Below are 18,415 nucleotides of genomic sequence, written 5' to 3'. Positions count from 1 at the left end.
TGGGCTCGGTGAGAACACTGTTATGGACACCAGCGTCCATCCGCCTGCCGTGAGCAAGCTCCACTATCAGGTTGAGGGATGGTTCGGCGACGCGCTTGTCACCACTTTTCCTTGTTTCCTGGTGACGGAAGAAGCCAAGCGCGGATTGCTCGATATTGGCATCTCCGGCGCTACATTCGCTCCTGCCGAAGTGACCAAATCCGAAAATTTTCTGGAGCTGCAGCCCGATGTCGAACTCCCTCCGTTTGTTTGGCTCAAGGTGGACGGTAGAGCAGGTCACGACGATTTCGGCGTCAATCAGAAACTGAACCTCGTGATATCGGAGCGCGCCTTCGATGTGCTTGATGAACTGGGACTTCCTTCCGCATCCATCCAACGGTTCGACGTCGGCAATAAGTAGTGGGGTCGCCCGCGTCGTTGCCGACGAACGTTAAAGCGCCTCGGATAAGTGTCGAGTTAATCATGACGATCAATGCCAAATCCAATTTTGAGCAGCGTCACACATCTGCCTTCGGTTTAATGTCAGCCGGGCTCGACGAAAAGATCTTATCGTCGCCAATGGTGGGCTAGATCACGTATCAAATATTAAGCCTCGTACCAGGGAAGAGCACATAAGGCTCCACATGGAAGCCGGCGATTTTCAGCGCTGGGCTAGGAGACGATGGCTGCGGACTAAGATAAGTAGTGGAGAGAAACTGTGAGCAAAATTACCCCGGATCTCGGTAAAGTAAGCCGTCTTCCTCTACCAGCAGACGACCCAGGTGCAGATGATGACCTTGACAGCGCCCTTCTGGAAGCTCGTGAATATATCAAATCATACGACTGGGTAAGGAGAATCGAAGGCGAGTATTTCGGATATGGTGCCGAAGGGATAATATACATTTTTCTCTTCGAGATTTCACCCGGGAAACCAGATGTGCCACGATGGATATGGGTGCTCGTCGGTGATGTACCCCCAGCGTACATGCCCGGTGACGATTTGGAGACCCCGTACGAGGCGCTGGACGGATATATCGGTGCAATGGATGAGTGGGTTGAAGCTGCGCGGCAAGGGAAGTCCGTGGCGAAGCTCATTCCCGTTAATGTCCCGGCGAATCCCGCCAACGCCGAGATGTTGAGTGGACGGCTTAAATTCCTCGACGAAAAGATTCTGCCGCTGCTTCAAGAATGATGTCTCGGCAAGCAGAAGAGCCTAAGATATGGATAAATGGAAGTTCGAAGGTCCAGAAAATTTGGCCGTCATATCGACCCGAAAAATATTTGGTGGTGGCGGCTGGGTTGCCTAGGCCTCACATGATGCCGATGATGAGTCGTGGCAATTCTACGGAGATGAAGCTGAAGTTGATCAAGGCGACCTAATTTTGGTAGCCACAATATATGGTGCTGCGTCTGTCCCCTTCTCCCGGTCGACTAGCGTAGGCTGGGGCTAAGTTGGCACGATTCGGGTGTTGTCAGTATCTCGCCAATTCGGAGATCGGTCAGGCCTTGACGCTCGCCAGCACCGGACATATTTTCTATAAGCAAGTTGCGTAGGGATCGCGTTTGCAGCCCGATGACGTGGAACTCATTCTGGACGCCGACATCTCGGAGGACCCATGCCTCCTCTTTGATGTCGTCACGCCGGATGGCGTGCTTCAGCTATTGGGAGAAGTGGAAATGGGCGGCAACCATCTGGTCGTCCGTGACCTCCATATTGGGGGCGATGCCCAGGTCCAATGGGGTTGGTCCAACTTGCGCAGGCTCGGCCGAGTGATCGCGGAGAAGCTTAATGTCGACTACATCGAAGTTCATGGAGCGGTTCGGACAACGGGTGCGAACCCGGGACGTCGTCCGGGTGTCGTCAGGCTCTCCCGTCCGGCTGAGCCTCAGCTTTCTACACGGCGCGAATACTCCTGAAGCTGCTCGGGTTCTCGTCAGGAGGCATCTGCCGCTGAGGACGGCCCATGCGGTCCTCACTGAGATGGTCGATCACGGCAAGGCGTTCGTGACCGTTCCTTGCGTCGACGACCTGCGAGCACTGAAGGACGAACTCTCGTCCGCAGGAGTGATCGCGAAGGTTCATGCGCCGCGGCCGATAAGCGTTCGCGAAGTTCGGGATAGCACGAAGCTGTCCCAGGAGGCGTTCTCCGTGAGGTATGGCCTCGATCTGGCAACGCTTCGAAACTGGGAGCAAGGCCGCTCGGAACCGGATGCAGCTGCGAATACTCTCCTTTGGACCATCGCCCGGAATCCGGAGGCAGTCGAAAAATCGCTCGACATGGAGGACGAAGTGGCGGCGCCGTCTCCCTAGTAGTCCAAACCATGGTTGCCGACCGTCTCGACCGCTCCGGCAATCCATATCTGGTTGGCTTTGCTGCTGCTGCCAACCCATCTCCACCGCGTTCTCCTTGCGCCGATATGGGATGGCGGACTCGTCCACGTCGACAGTTCCGAAAAGCGGTGTCCGGTTCACCATTGCCCGCCGGAGCTTGCGGAGCACCAGCCGGCGGTTTTGTAGGAGACACCCGGCTCAGGTTGGAGCTGCAGCGCTGAAATGGAGTTGGAGTGCGGCGCCCTCAGATAGGAACCATTTGCGCAGCGGTGGGTGCCTGCCCTGCATGACGGTCCCAGCGATCATGAAGGCTGTTTCCAGCACCCAGGCCTGTCCCTTTGCCTGCGCATCCGAAGCCACGGCCGAGCCTCGAGGCGCCATGCTTTTCCGGAATCGCAGCATGGGCATGTGAAGCCGCCCGGCCAGCGCTTGTTGAACAGGTAGTCGGCGCTCCACGAACTCCTCGACCGACGATGGCGGCACCGATGGCCAAAGAATACAATTTTAAGCAAATGTTTCCGGATTGGTCTATTCTGTTACCTGGGGGCAGTTCAGGTGCAATACAGCGGAAACACCCACGGAACACCTTGGCTTTAGGGCTGCCAGTGCACTTCGATGGCGCAGCTGGCAGCTCTGCGATGTATAATATTAGCTAGGCGTAAACTTTGGCATGTTCGTTGCACCTTACCCCTTGAGGGGGCCACAGGGGTTGGAACCGATGTATCGAAATGACACAGAACTGTTCGCGCGGGCGAGCGAGCGGGGCATTACGATCTACCAACGCTCGAAAACGGTGTGGATCGCGGCCGGAAGCTACCGGGACCGCGACTATGCGGTGAAGGGGCGGACACCCGCCCTTGCGCTCGCCTTGTGGAAGGAGGCCACCAGATACAGCGGGTCGGGACTTTAGAGCCTGTCCTTGCCGTCTGGATGAAGCCTCAAAGGCGATCTAGACGCCCGCTACGCGACAGAACATCTGCAAAGCCGTCAGGGCGCGGGCCTCGGTCGGCTCTTCGCCTGCTGCCTGTGAATCCGCCGGCGCCGCTACCGCTCCAACGGATTTGTACCGGGAAGCGAACGGCCTTTCTTCTGCCGTGCGGTTGTCGTTTGCAGCGACGACAATCGCGGATTTTTCCATCGGAAATCACACCTTGTGGAAGCGCTGCGACATTGACGCTCCCATAGCGCAAGCCACCGCAGTGCGCGGGTGTTAACACGGCAGCCAGTCCGGGAGCAAGCCGGCATTGCTGCTTGTTCAGGAAGTGCGTGCCCAAGGACAGAAAACCGACCGCTGAATTGTCTCTCGCCTGGCCGAGCGATCGTGACCAAACTTCTCAAGGAAGAACCTGAATGACCGTGGCGCCGTGGCCGCACGGGCCAGCGCTTATCCCCTCCGAACCCATCGCCACGCCGCCAACCAACCCGAATTCCAAGCCTTGCTTTCGCGAGGCTTTTTTTATGGAGCAAGCCTCATGGCCCGACCCGCAACTGCCGCCGTTCGTCTTCTGACTGGCGAGCGCGAACCCGTGCGCCTGGCGACGACGGCAAACCTGGAGACGGTCATCGTCGACGGCGTTGCCTGGATCCTCGGCCTGAAGACGATCGACGGGGTTTTGACCGCCGTCGGCGACCGGGTTTTGGTCAAGAACCAGTCGGACGCCCGGCTGAACGGCATCTATACGGCGAGCGAGGGCTACTGGTACCGCGCGGCGGACGCCCGCACCGCGCGCACGATGCAGAAGGGAACGACCGTTCACGTGCAGGAGGGGGTTGCTTCGGGTGGCCTGGTCTACGCTTTCCAGACCCTCAATCCTGTGATCGGCACGAGCGACATCGTGATCTCCTACTATCTGTCGGATGATCCGCTCGGGGATATCGGCAGAGCGCTGGCGGCAGTCATCCACATCGCGGAACTCGCGCGCGACCTGGCCCAGCAATATGCCGCCGACGCCGCGCAGGTTTCGGGCGTCAACGTGCCGATCTACGCATCCGTGGCGACAGCATCGGGCTCGACGATCGCTGCCGGCGTCAAGAGCATCAGGACCCAATTCTACGCCCCGGTCTTCACGACCCCGGCAACCCTGGTGGGCGGCGCCAACTATGCCCGCATGTCGCGCGCGGCGATCACCGCCGGCGGCTACCCGGCGCTGGCCTATTTCCGCTCCGCCGACCGCTTCATGCCGGACGGGACGACCGATGCGGTCAATGGCGGGTTTTGGGTGTTGAATGAAAGCGTCGCCACCGCCACGATGTTTGGCGCCCGTGAAGGCCTTGCCGACAACGCGCTTGCGTTAAACGCGCTCGGCTCCTATTGCCGGATTACCAAGGCCGTGCTCGTCCTGCCTGCCGTAGCAACATACTACGCCGTTGGCTCTTCTATCGACTGGCGCGACATCAGCGAGATCAATGGCAAGGGGGCGCTGATACGCGGTGCTTTCGACGGCCTTTCGGCGGTCCGCATCGGTGGGACCGGAACCAATGTTTTGCGCGGCGCAAAGATCTGGTTGGAAGTCCAGAATACACCAGACAAATCTGTTGTCGCCAACACGCGAGGCATTCACTTCGGCGGCATGGCTGAGAGCAAGCTCTGGCTTGCTGCCCGTGGTTATGACGAAGGGCTCTATTTCGACGGCCTGGCGGCAAATACAAATTGGGTAAGCAACGAATTCAACATCATCACTCTCTACAACAACGGCTCCCATGTGCATTGCGATCTGGCTGGCGCGAGCTATTTCGTAAACAACCAGTTCCGCGGTGGAACCTGGTACGTCGGCACCAACCAGAAAGCGGCGGGTCGCGGGACCTTCAAGCTGACGCTCGCCGGGACCGCTGCCGTTGAAGAGGTGTTGATCGACAGCCCTCAAATCGGCATTGATGGCGGCTCGGCCGGCGTCGGCCATGCAGCTTTCATCTGCGCCGCGCTCGGCAGCACCAGCAACCTGACCACCGTGTTTTTCAAGAATGCGCGCATCGAAACTTACAGCGCCTTCACCAACACACTTGCCCTCGTCAACGTGCCATCCGCGACTGGCTTCGCCTCCTTCAACATTGATCTTTTGAGCGCGTCAGGCATCGATGACGCGAACATCCTTTCGCCTGATCTGAAGCGCCTGTTTGTCTCGCTGCGAGATATGTCGAATAGGCCGACTGGCGGGGCCAACTTGGTGAGGCGCTTTCAGGGCGAGCGGTTCTTTCCGGTGCAGGCCGAGGGCCGCATCACGGTACCTGGCGTCGTTTTGTACGACAGCGCGACCGGCGGTTATGCAGCTCCATCGCCCTTCCTGACCAATGGTGTCACGGCGCGCACGTCGCGGGCCAACGGCGACGGCCAACTTGTGGTATCAAGCTCGGGCCAGGCTGTCGGCCACATCTACAAAAAAGCCAACACCACACAGCACGCGTTCCTCAACTTCCTTAACGGTTCGCGCGCCATTACGGTCATCTGTTTCGACGCCTCTGGCACCGTGATGTCAGGCAATGCCCCGTACTATGCAAAAGGCAGCAACGGCCAGTCAATCGCTCGGACCGGTGCATCGGTTTATGAATTTTCGACCAACTGGCTGTGGATACACCCATCTGTCGCCTCATTCTTCGTTGGGGCGTCCGGATGGATTGGCGCAACGATCATTGAAAGTATCGATTTTGAACAAGGCTTCGCTGCGCCCATCCTGCGATTGCGTGATCAAGAGACCGACATCAGCCGGCTTTGCTATAGCTTCCTTATGGAAAGCTATCTTCCCGTTGGAGCGACCATCGAGCGGGCACAATTTGGTGGATATCGAAATACATTCCTATTGAAGACCACCATCTCCACCGCCGCCATTTCCGGTGCCACCACGATTGGCATAGCAAGCGTCGCGGGAATCACGGCTGGCGACCGTATTGGAATCGAACTTGACACTGTGATTACCGGAGCAGAGCTCCAATGGCACCACACAACTGTGAACGGCGCACCTTCGGGTAACACGGTGACACTGACCAATGCCTTGCCGGCAGCAGCCGCTGCCGGCCGCGCGGTCAGGCTCAATCGCTGGGTGGCGCGCTAGGTCGGTTTCTTGCGCAGGATCAGCAATGCTTCGTCGCCATCGGGAAGTACTGCACCTTCAGGTAGTCATCGGCCGCCATGGGGCTGATATCGATGTTCCGGCGCATGCCGAGATAAAGCCTGCGGGCGATATTTCTGAGCAAGGTCTCGCCTCCGATGGTTTATCCGGGCTGTCGTCTCGTCACCGCCTGATGCCCCAGGCATAGGTTCTTTGCTTGGACGCGTTCAGACGGCGCACCTCGTACCGGCCCTGCCGCTCGATCTCGGCGACCGCTTCGACCACGCCATCGAAGGACCCTGGCGTGACGTCGTCGAATACGACCATGTCGCCCTCGCGCTGAACGCCCGAAACGCAGCGATGCTCGGCCAGCACGTTCTTCCTGGTGTGCTGCGCGTCGATGAAGGCGAAGTGGATCCGGTTCACGCCGACCCTGGGCAATTGAAGGAGTGAATCGCCTTGCAGGAAAATGATCCGGTCGGCCAGCGGCTGCCACGGCCGAAGCAGTTCGGCGCGCGACTTCCTGCCGTCATGGTCGTCGATGCAATTCCAGTAGAAGCGATGATGGTGCGGCAGGACGTCGAGCGTGACGACATGCCCGCAGGCGCCGGCATCGGCGAGTGCCTTGGCCATGCAGATCGCGGAGAAACCACGCGCGGTGCCGGTCTCGACGACGGTGGTGAACGGCCTTGGGCTGTCGGCCAACTGGCGGCGAAGAAGACTGTAGAGCACCCGCCCGTGCGGGTAGGCGAGCGCGCTGGTCTTGATGGTGATCTGGGTGTGGAGGGCCAGTTCGTCGAGCCAGTCGCGATCGACGGCAAAGCCGGTTTCGGCCTCGAGCCTGTCGATCTCAGGGAATGAGACGCGCCGGGTGGCTTCGAACAGCCTCAGATATTCCTCTTTCGGGGCACGCGGCGCCGAGCCCAGCGGGTGGACGTTCCAGCGGCGATCGATGGCGGCCGACAGGCTGTTGAAGGCCAGGCGCCGCGCGGCGCCAACAAAGTCTCTCATCCCAGACCTGTTCGTCCTAAAATTGTATTTTTTCTAACCATGCGTCGGCCGGCGCGCAAGGCGACCTTCGATTTTGATGCACTGCAAGTAGGCACCGAGGCGCGCAACGGCGACTGTCCGCACCCCTGTGCTGCCGGCGATCACCCACTCACCTCATCCACCAAGAAATCGAAAGGGATATCATGGACCGCAATTTTACGCGGGCGCTTGCGCTCGTCCTCAAATCCGAAGGCGGCTGGTCGGACAATCCGGCCGATCCGGGCGGCGCCACCATGAAGGGCGTCACGCTCGCCAATTTCCGCCGCTACGTGAAGGCGGATGCCGCCAAGGCGGATCTCAGGAAGATCAGCGATGCCCAACTCGCCACGGTGTACCGCCGCTTCTACTGGGATGCGGTGGCTGGCGCCGAGTTGCCCGACGGCGTGGATTACGCGGTGTTCGACTATGCCGTGAACAGTGGGCCAAGCAGGGCGGCGAAATATCTTCAAGCAGTGGTCGGCACCGCCCAGGACGGCCGCATCGGGCCCGAGACGCTCGCTGCCGTCGGTTCCAGACCGGCCGCCGTCGTCATCGACAATCTCTGCGATGCCCGCCTGGCTTTCCTGAAGCGGCTTCCGACCTGGCCGACTTTCGGCAAAGGCTGGTCGAGGCGGGTCGGATCCGTCCGCGCACAGGCGCTGCTGCTGACGGCTGTCGGGGCAGGCGAGGCATCGGCCACGCGGCCAGATCCTGCACCGGCCGCTGCTGCGGCGGCGCCGGGCGGCGCTGCTGCCGTAGATGCCGTCGAACCGGTCGCGGCGGCGCCTGCCGGCGCCAACATCCCAGCTGCCACCAAGGCGGGCGGGATCATTGTCGCGTGCCTGCTCGTCGCCTACGCCGCCTGGCACCACATCGCCGCCGCCTTGCAAGGAATGTTCTGATCATGGCCACCACAACCCAGCCGACCATCCGCCCGACCAACAAACTGACGGCCGCGACCATCGCCGCCGCCGCCGTTTCGATTTCCGGCGTCTTCGTGCGCAATGTCTGGCCATCCTGGTACGATGCCGAGACATGGGCCACGCTGCTGCCGCTAGCCGTCTTTGCCGTCGGCTATCTCGTCAAGGACGCGCCAAACCAATGAGCGCGCTCCTCTCCTTCCTGCTCAGCAATTCGACCGTTCTCGGCATCGGCGCAGCCATCGTCGCTGCGTTTGGCTGGGGTGTTCGCCAGCGGCTTGCCGGCGAGCGCGCCGAACGTAGCCGGCAGGCCGCGGCCGAGGCGGCGGCGCGCGACGTCGCCGACCAGGTTGACAACGACATCGGCGCGCTACCCGCCGCCACTGCCCGAAAGGAGCTCAGGTCATGGGCAAGGGATTGATTGTCGCAGCGGCCGCAGCACTTGTCGCGGTAGCCGGCTGCACCACCGTCACCGGCGGATTTTGCGCGGTCTCGAGCCCGCTGCGCTTGTCCGCATCCGCCGTCGCAGCACTGTCGGATGCGGAAGTCCGGACGCTGCTGGCGCACAACCGCAAGGGCGAGAAACTGTGCGGGTGGAAGCCATGACGATCGTGTTGCCGCTCGATTCGGGCCCTGCTGCTCGGGGACCGCTCATCTTCGGTGCCGGATCGGTCGTTCTGTTTCCTGATCGCGAGACAATGAAATGATGCATGATCTTTTCGACCTGCTCGGTATCAAGGTGCCGGTGGTGGTCGCCGGCCTTTCCGGCGGCATATTGCGCGCGCTGTCGCGCCACCGCTACAAACCGCGCGAGATGGTGGCCTCGCCGATCTGCGGCGCGCTAGCCGCCGCCTATCTGACGCTGCCCGTGGTCCAGTATTCCCGCGCCATGGGCCTGCCGATGGCCAATGACGACACCACGACCCTGGCGGCCGCATTCCTCATCGGCGTCTGCGCGATGTGGATATCGGATATCGTATTCGAGGTCGTGGTGCGCAGGTTCAGGCCTGGGGAGTGACGCCGCGCGTCCGTGGTGATCGGCAGCAGGACGCGCCCGTCGACTGGACGAAGCCGACGACAATGCCCATCTATGGGAAATCCTGGAGCGGCTGTCATAGCGCCGGGCCTCCAGTTTTATCGTGCGCAATTCCGGACGGAAACGGCTACAACCTTTCCCCGGAGTTGCTTTGGGGAGATTTGATATGGCGACTTCAAGCGAACGCGCGGTGCTTGCCGGCGGCTGTTTCTGGGGCATGCAGGATCTGATCCGACGCATCCCGGGCGTCCTGTCCACGCGCGTCGGCTACAGCGGCGGCGACGTGCCTGATGCCACCTACCGAAACCACGGCACCCATGCCGAAGCCATCGAGATCAATTTCGATCCCGCCAAGGTGAGCTACCGTACGCTGCTGGAGTTCTTCTTCCAGATTCATGATCCGACGACACGCAACCGCCAGGGCAACGATGTGGGGATGAGCTACCGTTCGGCGATCTACTACACCAGCGATGAGCAGAAGCGCGTCGCCGAAGACACCATCGCCGACGTCGACGCCTCGGGCCTGTGGCCCGGCAAGGTGGTCACCGAGGTGGCTCCGGCCGGCGCGTTCTGGGAAGCCGAACCCGAGCATCAGGACTATCTGCAGAAATACCCGAACGGCTACACCTGTCATTTCGTCAGGCCGGGCTGGAAGCTGCCGGTTCGCGAAAAGGCTGTATCGTAGACGGCGCCCGAACCGAGACGAAGGCCGATGGCGGTTTACGTCTCAGGCGCCTGCCTGTTCGGCGAGGGTGAAACATAAAGAGACGGAAACGCCACGGAACAGACGCCCCGTGGCGTTCTCCAGCAGTTTCGGCGAATGGCTACTTGCCGCAATGCTTGTCATTGACGGTCGGCGAAGCGGTGCCCGGAGCGGTGTGGCTGGCATCCGGCTGAGCACCTTGTGGGCTGGCCGGACAGTTCCGGTCCGCGTTCGAATTCATGCCGTCGGGCATGGCGGTCGTGCTGCCGGTCGTGCCAGGATCCACAGTGTTCGGCGGTGCCGGCGTGTTCGGGTCGACCGTGACCGACTGGCCGCTGCCGGGCCCATTATTATTGGCGCCGTTTCCGCCAGCACTTTGCGACATCGCCGAAGTCGCGAGACCAATTGTAAGAGCCGAAGCTGCGAGGATTTTCATGAACATGGTTTGTCTCCATTTCTGTGAAGTCTTCGCTCGTTTCCACGAAGTTCGTCGCGTTTGCGACTATAGGGACAACCACTCGTCGTGGCTAAGGTTCCGGACAAATTTCCCTCAAGACCGGGCCCGACGGAACCGCCCATAAATCAGGCCTGGCGCAATGCATTTCCGGCGATGGTCCTGAAAAAACAGCTTTCATAGCCGCCCGATTGGTGCTTTAACGCGTCCATCCACAGGGGTGCTCCGTACGGTCGGGGCTGAGACGGGGGCGGCAAGCCCACAGACCCTAGAAGCTGATCTGGGTAATACCAGCGGAGCGAGGCGGGCGATGTTTTCAGGCGCACAGATTTCCCTATATCCCATGTCCGGCGATTTTGTCGGCGTCATCCTTGGCGCGCTCGGGGCACTGGACCCCTATCGTGATCGACTGCGGATCGAGACCGACGATATCTCGACCTTGCTTGTCGGGCCGCCCGAGGTGCTGTTTCCTGCCATGCGCGACCTGTTCGTGGCGGCAGCGCGCAGCGGCAAGCATTGCGTGCTTTCGGCCGCCATCTCGCGCGGCTGCCCGGGCGAGCCGGACGATCCGATCTGCCGCTCCGACGCGTTTGGCGGACCTGCCGGGCCGCTCGGCCCGCGCAAGGAAGCGGCTATCGCCGCCGTGCGCGGCGTGGCCGTCACCGGCCAGCCGGCGGCGGCGCAGTTCTCGCTTTACGTCATGGGCACCGACGACCACATGGACGAGATCTATGGCTGCATCGACTTCCTGAAGCAGTCGGGCGTATATGAGCGCTCCAAGCATTTCTGCACAAAGTTGCGCGGCGACGCAGGCGCCATTTTTACCGCACTCAACGAGGCCTTTTGCCGCTTCGGGCCGGGTGCCGGTCACGTAACGCTCGACGTCACCGTCTCGGCCAACAGCCCCACCGCCGTCTGACGGCGCGCCCCGCGCCATCCGCTCCGGGTACCTGCGTGTCCTCCCCGTCCGCCCCTTCGCGTCCGATCGTGGACCTCATCGCCAGAACCGCTCCGGCGATGCTTTCGGTGGGGCTGCTGCTAGCCGCGTGGGAACTCTATGCGCGCTTTGGTGGCATCAAGCCGACAATCCTCCCGGCGCCATCGCGCGTCTTCGCTCAGGCAATGCTCAACCGGCACGCGCTGGCCGATAACGCCGTGCCAACCCTCCGTGCCACGCTCGCAGGCTTTGCCTGTTCGCTCGGCGGTGCCTTTGCGCTGTCGATATTGATCGACTTCTCCCAGCCATTGCGGCGCGCCCTTTTTCCGGTCTTCGTGGTCAGCCAGACCTTGCCGCTGGTGGCGATTGCACCGCTGGTGGTGCTGTGGTTCGGCTTTGGGCTGATGCCCAAGATCATGCTGGTGGCGCTGGTCACCTTCTTTCCGATGTTGGTGGCTTTGGCCGAAGGATATGAGGCGACGGAGGCTGAGATCGGCCAAATGCTGCGCGCCATGGGGGCAGGGCGCTGGCGTGTCTTCGTCCTGGCGCGGCTGCCCTCGGCGCTGCCCTACTTCTTCGCCGGTGTCAGGATCTCGATCACCTATGCTGTCGTGGGCGCCATCTTCGCCGAATATGCGGGCGCGGCGAAGGGCCTCGGCATCTACATGCTCAACGCCAAGAACAACTTCCGCCCGGACCTGGTGCTGGCCGCCGTCGCCGTCAGCGCCGTGCTGACGCTCGTCCTGTTCGGGCTGACGATGCTGGTCCAGCGCCTTGCCATGCCATGGGAACGGACCGCCGGCGGGCGGGCCGCAGGAAAGGGGCCGTGGCGATGAACCGGCTCGAACTGCGACATGTGCGCAAGGCCTTCGAAGGACTCGACGTGCTTGCCGACATTTCGCTCAGCGTCGGCGCCGGCGAATTCGTCTCCATTCTGGGCCCCTCCGGCGCCGGCAAGTCGACGCTGTTCCAGCTTCTGACCGGCGCGCTTCACGGCGAGGGCGAGATATTCTTCGACGGCAAGCCGCTCGATGACCACGGCCGGCATTTCGCTTTCATGCCGCAGCGCGACGCGTTGATGCCTTGGCGGCGCATTCTTGACAACGCCACGCTCGGGCTTGAGGTGCAAGGTGTCAGGCGCAAGGCTGCCCGCGCTCGCGTTGCTCCGCTGTTCGAGGAATTCGGGCTTGCCGGTTTCGAACGGCATTTTCCGGCGCAGCTTTCCGGCGGCATGCGCCAGCGCGCGGCCTTGCTGCGCACCGTGGTGCAGGAACGCGATATGCTGCTGCTCGACGAGCCGTTCGGCGCACTCGATGCGCTGACCCGCGCCGCCATGCAACGCTGGTTGGAACAGATGTGGCGGCGCCACTGCTGGACGGCGCTGCTGATCACCCACGACGTGCGCGAAGCTGTGTTCCTGTCCGACCGCATCTATGTGCTTTCGGCGCGGCCGGCGCGCGTCGTCGCTGAGATCACCGTGCCGCTGCCGCGTCCACGCGAACTGGCCGGCGGCGCTGCACGGCAGGCCGGCACCCTCGAAGCCGAGATCCTCGACATCCTCCTCAACCCGAGCCACCAGAAGGACACGGACCATGACTGACCTGACGCGCCGGCAAGCCTTGCTGCTCACTGCCGCTGCCGGCCTTCCCCTTGTAGCCCGGCCAGGCCGATCTCTTGCCCAGGCGGCCGCCCGGAAAGTAACGGTGGCGCTGGACTGGACGGTCAACACCAACCATATCGGCCTGTTCGTCGCTCGCGACAAAGGGTTTTACAGCGAGGCCGGCCTCGAGGTCGACATCCTGCCCTACAGCGATACCGGTGCAGGCACGCTGGTTGCCAACCGCGTTGCCGATTTCGGCATCAACGGCTCCATCGGCCTCTTCACCCAGAAAACCGCCGGCGCCGATCTCAAGGCGGTCTATGCCGTGGTGCAGTCCGAAACCGGACGGCTGGTGTTCAATGCAGCGCGTGACGAGATCAAAACCCCCAGGGATCTTGACGGCCTGACCTATGGCGGTTTCGGCAGTGCCTGGGAAAACGCGCTGATCTCGACCATCATCCGTCACGATGGCGGCAAGGGGGCTTTCGAAACGGTGACGCTCGGCACGTCCGCCTATGAGGCGCTGGCCAACGGTTCGGTCGACTTCACGTTGGAGGTCTCGACCTGGGAAGGCGTCGAGGCAGAACTGAAAGGCGTCAAACAGCGAAGCTTCGTCTATGCCGACTACGGCGTGCCCGACGAACACACCACGCTGATCTCCTCTAGCGATGCGTATCTGCGTGCAAATCCGGAATTGGCGTCGGGCTTCATACGGGCAACGCGGCGCGGCTACCAGTTCACCGTCGACCATCCCGAAGAAGCGGCCACACTGCTGATCGCCGCCAACAAGGACGCCCTGACCAATCCGGCATTGATCCACGCCTCGCTGAAGACGCTGATCGACGGGCACTATCTGCGCCGGCAAAACGGCGCCATAGGCAGCATGGACCCGGCCAAGATGGAAGCGATCGGTTCCTATCTCTTCGCCGCCGGCATCCTCCGGAACGGGGACGGCGAGCCCGTTGCCCGGCAACCGGATTTTGGCAACTATTTCAGTAACTTCTATTTGGGGTAGGGATCAAACCGCATCGGGCGCCAGCGCTGCTCAAGCTGATTGCCTTTCGTCAGCCTCGTCAGAGCTGCGCCCAAGGCAAAACCTTTACCGCAATAAAGCACAGAGCGGCGACTGCCATTACGCCCAAACCACTCCAACGCAAAATCCGCGCCCTCCCGAAAAGCCCGTCTAATCTACCCCAAGGCTCAGTGCCTTCTTGCGATCGGCCTGAGCACGCTTGCGGTTGCCCTTGGCTTCCCACGCCCGGCTCCGCGCCTCGTAGGCGGTTGCGAAATCCGGCTTAAGCCTTATCGCCTGGCTGAAATCCGCGATGGCCCCTTCATAGTCCGCTCTGCTGGTTCGGATCACGCCTCGACCGAAATAGCCAAAGGGGTTCTTGTGATCGAGGCTGATGGCCTTTTCGAAATCGTGCAGCGCGGCGACGTCCTCGTGCCCTCCCATCCATAGGAGGCCTCGATCGGCATAGACCCTTGCGTCCGCGGGGTTGAGATTGATGGCCTTTTCGAAGTCGGCAAACGCCCCGTCGTAGTTTTCCTGGAAACTGAGGTTCTGGCCGCGACTGTAGTAGGTCTCGGCTATATTCGGATTGATCGCGATCGCCTGCGTGTAATCGGCAACAGCATGAGCATAATCGTTCTTGGCCTCCCAAGCCATGGCCCGGGCCAGATAGGCGTCATGAAATGCCGGGACCAGTGCGATCGCCTTGCCATACAGGGCTATGGCGCCGTCATAGTCATTTTTCTCATGCAGCTTCCGACCCTTGGCGAAAAGCGCCTTGGCGGCCGAATCAGTATCGCTCGGTGCGGCCGAACCGGCGGCTGAACTGGCGGTGGCCGCCGCCGAGCTGACGGCGCCGAGCGTGGCGGCCGCCATATCGCCCTGTCCCTTCGCAGCCACAGCCGCCTTGCGGGCGACCGCGTAATCGCGATTGTCGGGATCGAGCTTGATCGCCTGGCCCAAGTCGGCGATTGCCTCGTCATAGTCCTTGATGTCAGCACGCGCCATGCCGCGCCCATAATAGCTGGCGTCGTCTTTCGGATCGATCTCGATGGCTATCGAGTAGGCGGCAATCGCGCGCCCCGCGTCGCCCTTGGCGTGCCAGGCCATGCCGATGCAGAAGTAGGCGTCGCGCGCCTTTGGATCGAGTGTTGAAGCCCGGCTGCAATCGGCAAGAGCGCTTTCGGCATCGCCTGACGTGATCTTGGCGAGGCCCCGGCGAGAATGAGCCGCAGCAAAATTGGGGGCGAGCTGGATGACCGTGTCGTAATCGGCGATCGCTTGCTCGTAAACGCGTTTGGCGGCCTGGGCCTTGCCGCGGCCGTAATAGGCGAACCGGTTGTTCGGATCGAGCGCAATCGCTTTGTTGTAGGCGCCGATCGCCTGATCGTACTTGCCCATGTCCAGGAAGGCATCGCCGCCAAGGATCGCTTCGAGGGCGCGCGGATCGGTCGCCTCCAGAACCCTTGCGGCCAGCGTGTCTTGGGTGGCAGTGATATCCGGAACGACGGCTCGCTGCTTTTGCTGTTGGGTGTCCGGCAACGGTGCCGGCTTGCTTTGGTCGGCGGCAAGCTGAGCGCCGCAGCTTCCTGCCCGCGTCGGATCAAGCTCGATGGCGCGCAGGCAATCCGCCGCCGCTCCGGCGCTGTCTCCCTTGAGTGTCCTTGCGCGGCTGCGCCCGAGATAGGCGTCCGCATTGTCGGGATCGAGGCTGATCGCCTTGTCGAAATCGAGAAGCGCGCCCTCGAGGCCATACTTCGACAGCCGCATCCCCGCACGCTCGATCAAGGTCTTTGCGGCTGCGCGATTGCTGGTCGTATCCTTGGCGGCGGATAAGTTCTCGCCGGGCGCCTGTTCAGCATCGTCATCGGTGACAGTGGGATCGAACTCACTCTCGGCGGCGCGGGCGATACCGCGTTTGACATTGGCCAATATGTTGTTGGGATCGATACGGACCGCCTCGTCATACTCGGCCAGGGCCTGTTTCGGGTCGCCCATCCTGTCCCAGGCGATGCCCAGGCCCGCATGCGCCTTGCCATTCTGAGGGTCCGCCTCGATTGCCTGTTGGAAATCGATGATGGCCGCGTCGGTCTTGCCCTTGTGCAGGAAGGCGAGGCCACGGTTGCTGTAGGCATCGCTGGAGGACGGCTCCAGGCTGATGGCGATGTTGAAGTCCGCGATCGCACGGTCGTCGTCTCCATTGCTGAACCAGTCGGCGCCGCGGTTGAGATACGCGGAAGCGTCGTTCGGATCGAGCGCGATCGCCTCGCTGTAGTCGGCGATCGATCGGTCGTATTGCTTCTGGTCGCCGAGAGCGACGCCCCTTTGGAAATAGGCTGTGGCGCGGCTGCGCGCTGGCTCTGCGGCGTCCTCCGCAATCGCGGAGCAGGCAACAATGCGCTTGTCCGACTCGATGTCCTCGCCGAAGCAGGTTGCATAATCCTTCTCGGCTGCGAGCGCAGGCGTGTTCCGGGCGAGAGCGGCGCCAAGCCCGGCTGAGGGCCACCGGTCGGGCGCAAGGCTTGTCAGCGCGATCGCGGCGGCGAGGAGCCCCGCATCCTTCCACCTCATCATATCGCTGGTCCCCCCAAAACTTTAATCCGCCTTGGCAGCTAGGTTCCCTACTGTTCCTTATTTGTTCCAGAAATGCAAGCATGAATTGCAAATCCGCTCTCACAGATCTCACGATGCAAGATCGAGATAAGTCGAAGTGGATCCGATCTTGACGCTCAACCGCCTGTTTTTGCTGTTGGCTTTATCCTTCTACAATCTCGCCGTTTACGCCGTAGTCACGTTCCTTCAGCTTTATCGTATCCTGCGCGTCGGCCGGTCGGAAAGCCCCGCCATTGCGGCAGGACTGCTGCACGAATTGCGCCGTCGCCTTCTCGACGTCATGCATTAGGTGGAACGCGAACGCGTTCAAAGCGTTGTCTGTGAGCAACATTCTCAACCCAGAAGTGCCGAACCGGCGCGCAAGTGCCTGCGGGAGTGGAAGCCATGAGTCTTGGAACCATCCTTATCATCATCCTTATCCTCGCCCTGCTCGGCGGCTTCAGTGGCCTCGGCGGCGGTCCGTTCTACGGAACCGGTTATTATGGTGGCGGCGGGCTGGGGCTTGTGTTGCTGATCGTCATTATTCTGGTCGTGCTCGGACGCATCTAAAGCGCGTCGTGCACGTCGTTCTCACAAGGCGAGAGCCGCTTTTGGGCGACATGCATTGTTTGGGCGACATGCATTGGTCGCTGATCGCGATCCCGTGACCAATGTCGATGCCGGTGCGCACCGGATCGTGATGCGGGCAAACAGGCTTGTGATCGGGCCTCTGGCGAAACTCCCGTAAGGTGATTTCGGTCCACACCCCCCGTGGAAAGCAAGAGGAGAGGTCCCACCCCTTGTCCTCCTCCAAGGCCCGCCCCGGTTCCCGGAGCGGGCTTTCGTTCTTCTGCCGGTAGGGTCACCGCAGCAGGATCGCGACACGGTGCGACGCGTCCAGCACTGGGGAAATTCCTTCTTCGTTGCCGCCTGCGGCCGGCGGATCGTCGAAAGCAGTGCATCGGGGCACATGACCCGTCCCATTGACAAGTCCGCTATACGAGGAGAGATTAAACAGGACTAGACAGGTTCACTATACAGGTACGAATATGAAGCGGAGCGCGATCAAACTGTCTCCCGGCACGGGCAAGCCCGAGCAGATCGCCACCGTTCTGGAATACGAGATCCGCTCCGGCGTGCTGGGTTTCGGCGACCGTCTGCAAAGCGAAAACGAACTCGTGCAGCGTTTCTCCGTCAGCCGCAACACGGTGCGCAAAGGCTTGGAGGAACTTTCCAGCCGCGGATTGATCACCACAAAGGTCGGTATCGGCTCCTTCGTCACCTTTGACGGCAAGCCGGTCGATGATGCGATCGGCTGGTCGCGCGCGCTGGCCAATGCCGGCGCCAACGCCGAAACGCGGACGCTGCGGCTGGAGGTGATCGAAGACCACGACCTTGCCGTGCTGTTAGGCGTCGAAAGTCCGCTCTTCATCGCCGTCGACCGGGTCCGCACCAATGCCAGCGACGGCCATGCCATCTCCATCGAACGCAGCCGCCTGCCGCTGTCGCCAGAGCTGGAGGACGTGCCTCTGCGGGGCTTGCGCGAAGGCTCGCTGCACCAGACGCTACGCGAAGCGGGGCTTGTACCCGACCATGGCGAGGAGTGGGTCGACATCGAGATGTTGAACGCCCATGACGCCGCTATCCTCGGGTGCCCGCAAGGCACACCCTTCCTGCGCGGCCGTCGCCTGACGCGTGCGGCCGATGAGCGGCCGGTCGAATATGTCACCAGCCTGCTCAATCCCGCCCATTTCGCGCTGCATATGAGGTTCTGAGCG

The 18,415-nt window shown here is 61.7% G+C and carries 22 protein-coding genes and 1 riboswitch; of the genes, 18 read left to right on the top strand and 4 right to left on the bottom strand.

What is annotated here, in order from left to right; genetic code table 11:
- Nucleotides 1–22 precede the first annotated feature (22 nt).
- From FJ949_RS24535 to FJ949_RS24510, 5 genes are all read left to right on the top strand, one after another.
- A complete protein-coding gene (locus FJ949_RS24535) occupies nt 23–400 on the top strand; it encodes a hypothetical protein (protein ID WP_224519111.1) in 378 nt (125 codons plus the stop codon).
- Nucleotides 401–697: 297 nt separating this feature from the next.
- Nucleotides 698–1,171 (top strand): hypothetical protein, encoded by a 474-nt coding sequence (locus FJ949_RS24530; protein WP_140499943.1) that lies wholly within the window; start codon nt 698–700, stop codon nt 1,169–1,171.
- Between the two features lie 597 nt (nt 1,172–1,768).
- Entirely contained in the window at nt 1,769–2,290 is a 522-nt protein-coding gene (locus FJ949_RS24525; RefSeq protein WP_140499942.1) for a helix-turn-helix domain-containing protein, read from the top strand.
- A 739-nt stretch (nt 2,291–3,029) separates the two neighbouring features.
- A complete protein-coding gene (locus FJ949_RS24515) occupies nt 3,030–3,221 on the top strand; it encodes a hypothetical protein (protein ID WP_140499940.1) in 192 nt (63 codons plus the stop codon).
- A gap of 562 nt (nt 3,222–3,783) precedes the next feature.
- Nucleotides 3,784–6,357 carry a hypothetical protein gene (locus tag FJ949_RS24510; RefSeq protein WP_140499939.1) on the top strand — a complete coding sequence of 858 codons (2,574 nt, stop codon included), beginning with the start codon at nt 3,784–3,786 and terminating at the stop codon, nt 6,355–6,357.
- A 19-nt stretch (nt 6,358–6,376) separates the two neighbouring features.
- On the opposite strand, the gene FJ949_RS31035 is transcribed toward FJ949_RS24510, so the two are convergent.
- Together FJ949_RS31035 and FJ949_RS24505 are read right to left on the bottom strand one after the other, a co-directional pair.
- Nucleotides 6,377–6,499 (bottom strand): hypothetical protein, encoded by a 123-nt coding sequence (locus tag FJ949_RS31035; protein ID WP_263494129.1) that lies wholly within the window; start codon nt 6,497–6,499, stop codon nt 6,377–6,379.
- A 38-nt stretch (nt 6,500–6,537) separates the two neighbouring features.
- Entirely contained in the window at nt 6,538–7,365 is an 828-nt protein-coding gene (locus FJ949_RS24505) for a class I SAM-dependent methyltransferase (protein WP_140499937.1), read from the bottom strand.
- Nucleotides 7,366–7,547: 182 nt separating this feature from the next.
- On the opposite strand from FJ949_RS24505, the gene FJ949_RS24500 reads away from it, so the two are divergent.
- From FJ949_RS24500 to msrA, 6 genes are all read left to right on the top strand, one after another.
- The gene (locus FJ949_RS24500) at nt 7,548–8,285 is read left to right on the top strand and encodes a glycosyl hydrolase 108 family protein (RefSeq protein WP_140499935.1); all 738 of its coding nucleotides are present in this window, start codon (nt 7,548–7,550) and stop codon (nt 8,283–8,285) included.
- Between the two features lie 2 nt (nt 8,286–8,287).
- Entirely contained in the window at nt 8,288–8,488 is a 201-nt protein-coding gene (locus tag FJ949_RS24495; protein ID WP_140499933.1) for a hypothetical protein, read from the top strand.
- Nucleotides 8,485–8,724 (top strand): ABC transporter permease, encoded by a 240-nt coding sequence (locus FJ949_RS24490; protein ID WP_140499931.1) that lies wholly within the window; start codon nt 8,485–8,487, stop codon nt 8,722–8,724. Before FJ949_RS24495 ends, FJ949_RS24490 begins: the two co-directional genes overlap by 4 nt.
- Complete coding sequence (locus FJ949_RS24485) at nt 8,709–8,909, top strand: hypothetical protein (RefSeq protein WP_140499930.1); 201 nt, start codon at nt 8,709–8,711, stop codon at nt 8,907–8,909. The genes FJ949_RS24490 and FJ949_RS24485 overlap by 16 nt, the downstream gene beginning before the upstream one ends.
- 100 nt (nt 8,910–9,009) lie before the next feature.
- Nucleotides 9,010–9,321, top strand: coding sequence for a hypothetical protein (locus tag FJ949_RS24480; RefSeq protein WP_140500166.1), 312 nt, complete (start codon nt 9,010–9,012; stop codon nt 9,319–9,321).
- Between the two features lie 184 nt (nt 9,322–9,505).
- Nucleotides 9,506–10,024, top strand: a complete 519-nt coding sequence (gene msrA / locus FJ949_RS24475) for a peptide-methionine (S)-S-oxide reductase MsrA (RefSeq protein ID WP_140499928.1) — start codon at nt 9,506–9,508, stop codon at nt 10,022–10,024.
- Between the two features lie 139 nt (nt 10,025–10,163).
- On the opposite strand, the gene FJ949_RS24470 is transcribed toward msrA, so the two are convergent.
- Complete coding sequence (locus FJ949_RS24470) at nt 10,164–10,484, bottom strand: hypothetical protein (RefSeq protein WP_140499926.1); 321 nt, start codon at nt 10,482–10,484, stop codon at nt 10,164–10,166.
- A gap of 218 nt (nt 10,485–10,702) precedes the next feature.
- Nucleotides 10,703–10,816, top strand: a riboswitch (TPP riboswitch).
- On the opposite strand from FJ949_RS24470, the gene FJ949_RS24465 reads away from it, so the two are divergent.
- The 4 genes from FJ949_RS24465 (at nt 10,807) to FJ949_RS24450 (ending at nt 14,048) form a co-directional block, all read left to right on the top strand.
- Complete coding sequence (locus FJ949_RS24465) at nt 10,807–11,415, top strand: YkoF family thiamine/hydroxymethylpyrimidine-binding protein (protein ID WP_140499924.1); 609 nt, start codon at nt 10,807–10,809, stop codon at nt 11,413–11,415. Its footprint overlaps the riboswitch before it by 10 nt.
- Nucleotides 11,416–11,513: 98 nt before the next feature.
- Nucleotides 11,514–12,269, top strand: a complete 756-nt coding sequence (locus FJ949_RS24460) for an ABC transporter permease (protein WP_140500165.1) — start codon at nt 11,514–11,516, stop codon at nt 12,267–12,269.
- Nucleotides 12,266–13,033: an ABC transporter ATP-binding protein gene (locus tag FJ949_RS24455; protein ID WP_140500163.1), complete on the top strand. Its 768-nt coding sequence runs from the start codon at nt 12,266–12,268 to the stop codon at nt 13,031–13,033. Before FJ949_RS24460 ends, FJ949_RS24455 begins: the two co-directional genes overlap by 4 nt.
- On the top strand, nt 13,026–14,048 hold the full coding sequence (locus FJ949_RS24450) for an ABC transporter substrate-binding protein (RefSeq protein ID WP_140499923.1): 1,023 nt from the start codon (nt 13,026–13,028) through the stop codon (nt 14,046–14,048). The genes FJ949_RS24455 and FJ949_RS24450 overlap by 8 nt, the downstream gene beginning before the upstream one ends.
- Before the next feature lie 168 nt (nt 14,049–14,216).
- Here the strand turns inward: FJ949_RS24450 and FJ949_RS24445 are convergent, their stop codons facing one another.
- Complete coding sequence (locus tag FJ949_RS24445) at nt 14,217–16,619, bottom strand: tetratricopeptide repeat protein (RefSeq protein ID WP_140499921.1); 2,403 nt, start codon at nt 16,617–16,619, stop codon at nt 14,217–14,219.
- Nucleotides 16,620–16,767: 148 nt separating this feature from the next.
- On the opposite strand from FJ949_RS24445, the gene FJ949_RS30875 reads away from it, so the two are divergent.
- From FJ949_RS30875 to FJ949_RS24430, 3 genes are all read left to right on the top strand, one after another.
- Nucleotides 16,768–16,947, top strand: coding sequence for a hypothetical protein (locus FJ949_RS30875; protein WP_246680034.1), 180 nt, complete (start codon nt 16,768–16,770; stop codon nt 16,945–16,947).
- Between the two features lie 95 nt (nt 16,948–17,042).
- Nucleotides 17,043–17,207 carry a DUF3309 family protein gene (locus FJ949_RS24435; RefSeq protein WP_023757858.1) on the top strand — a complete coding sequence of 55 codons (165 nt, stop codon included), beginning with the start codon at nt 17,043–17,045 and terminating at the stop codon, nt 17,205–17,207.
- A 479-nt stretch (nt 17,208–17,686) separates the two neighbouring features.
- Nucleotides 17,687–18,412 carry a GntR family transcriptional regulator gene (locus tag FJ949_RS24430; RefSeq protein ID WP_140499919.1) on the top strand — a complete coding sequence of 242 codons (726 nt, stop codon included), beginning with the start codon at nt 17,687–17,689 and terminating at the stop codon, nt 18,410–18,412.
- The last annotated feature ends 3 nt before the right edge of the window (nt 18,413–18,415 follow it).

It is taken from the genome of Mesorhizobium sp. B2-4-1, from assembly GCF_006442185.1.
Lineage (GTDB): Bacteria > Pseudomonadota > Alphaproteobacteria > Rhizobiales > Rhizobiaceae > Mesorhizobium.
The sequence above is the reverse complement of the archived record's forward strand: the minus strand, read 5'-3'. Positions and strand labels throughout refer to the sequence as shown.

Coding starts and splice junctions, on each gene's coding strand:
- FJ949_RS24535 (WP_224519111.1), top strand. CDS start 23: ATGGACACCAGCGTCCATCCGCCTGCCGTGAGCAAGCTCCACTATCAG.
- FJ949_RS24525 (WP_140499942.1), top strand. CDS start 1,769: ATGTCGACTACATCGAAGTTCATGGAGCGGTTCGGACAACGGGTGCGA.
- FJ949_RS24515 (WP_140499940.1), top strand. CDS start 3,030: ATGTATCGAAATGACACAGAACTGTTCGCGCGGGCGAGCGAGCGGGGC.
- FJ949_RS24510 (WP_140499939.1), top strand. CDS start 3,784: ATGGCCCGACCCGCAACTGCCGCCGTTCGTCTTCTGACTGGCGAGCGC.
- FJ949_RS24505 (WP_140499937.1), bottom strand. CDS start 7,365: ATGAGAGACTTTGTTGGCGCCGCGCGGCGCCTGGCCTTCAACAGCCTG.
- FJ949_RS24500 (WP_140499935.1), top strand. CDS start 7,548: ATGGACCGCAATTTTACGCGGGCGCTTGCGCTCGTCCTCAAATCCGAA.
- FJ949_RS24495 (WP_140499933.1), top strand. CDS start 8,288: ATGGCCACCACAACCCAGCCGACCATCCGCCCGACCAACAAACTGACG.
- FJ949_RS24490 (WP_140499931.1), top strand. CDS start 8,485: ATGAGCGCGCTCCTCTCCTTCCTGCTCAGCAATTCGACCGTTCTCGGC.
- FJ949_RS24485 (WP_140499930.1), top strand. CDS start 8,709: ATGGGCAAGGGATTGATTGTCGCAGCGGCCGCAGCACTTGTCGCGGTA.
- FJ949_RS24480 (WP_140500166.1), top strand. CDS start 9,010: ATGCATGATCTTTTCGACCTGCTCGGTATCAAGGTGCCGGTGGTGGTC.
- msrA (WP_140499928.1), top strand. CDS start 9,506: ATGGCGACTTCAAGCGAACGCGCGGTGCTTGCCGGCGGCTGTTTCTGG.
- FJ949_RS24470 (WP_140499926.1), bottom strand. CDS start 10,484: ATGTTCATGAAAATCCTCGCAGCTTCGGCTCTTACAATTGGTCTCGCG.
- FJ949_RS24465 (WP_140499924.1), top strand. CDS start 10,807: ATGTTTTCAGGCGCACAGATTTCCCTATATCCCATGTCCGGCGATTTT.
- FJ949_RS24460 (WP_140500165.1), top strand. CDS start 11,514: ATGCTTTCGGTGGGGCTGCTGCTAGCCGCGTGGGAACTCTATGCGCGC.
- FJ949_RS24455 (WP_140500163.1), top strand. CDS start 12,266: ATGAACCGGCTCGAACTGCGACATGTGCGCAAGGCCTTCGAAGGACTC.
- FJ949_RS24450 (WP_140499923.1), top strand. CDS start 13,026: ATGACTGACCTGACGCGCCGGCAAGCCTTGCTGCTCACTGCCGCTGCC.
- FJ949_RS24445 (WP_140499921.1), bottom strand. CDS start 16,619: ATGATGAGGTGGAAGGATGCGGGGCTCCTCGCCGCCGCGATCGCGCTG.
- FJ949_RS24435 (WP_023757858.1), top strand. CDS start 17,043: ATGAGTCTTGGAACCATCCTTATCATCATCCTTATCCTCGCCCTGCTC.
- FJ949_RS24430 (WP_140499919.1), top strand. CDS start 17,687: ATGAAGCGGAGCGCGATCAAACTGTCTCCCGGCACGGGCAAGCCCGAG.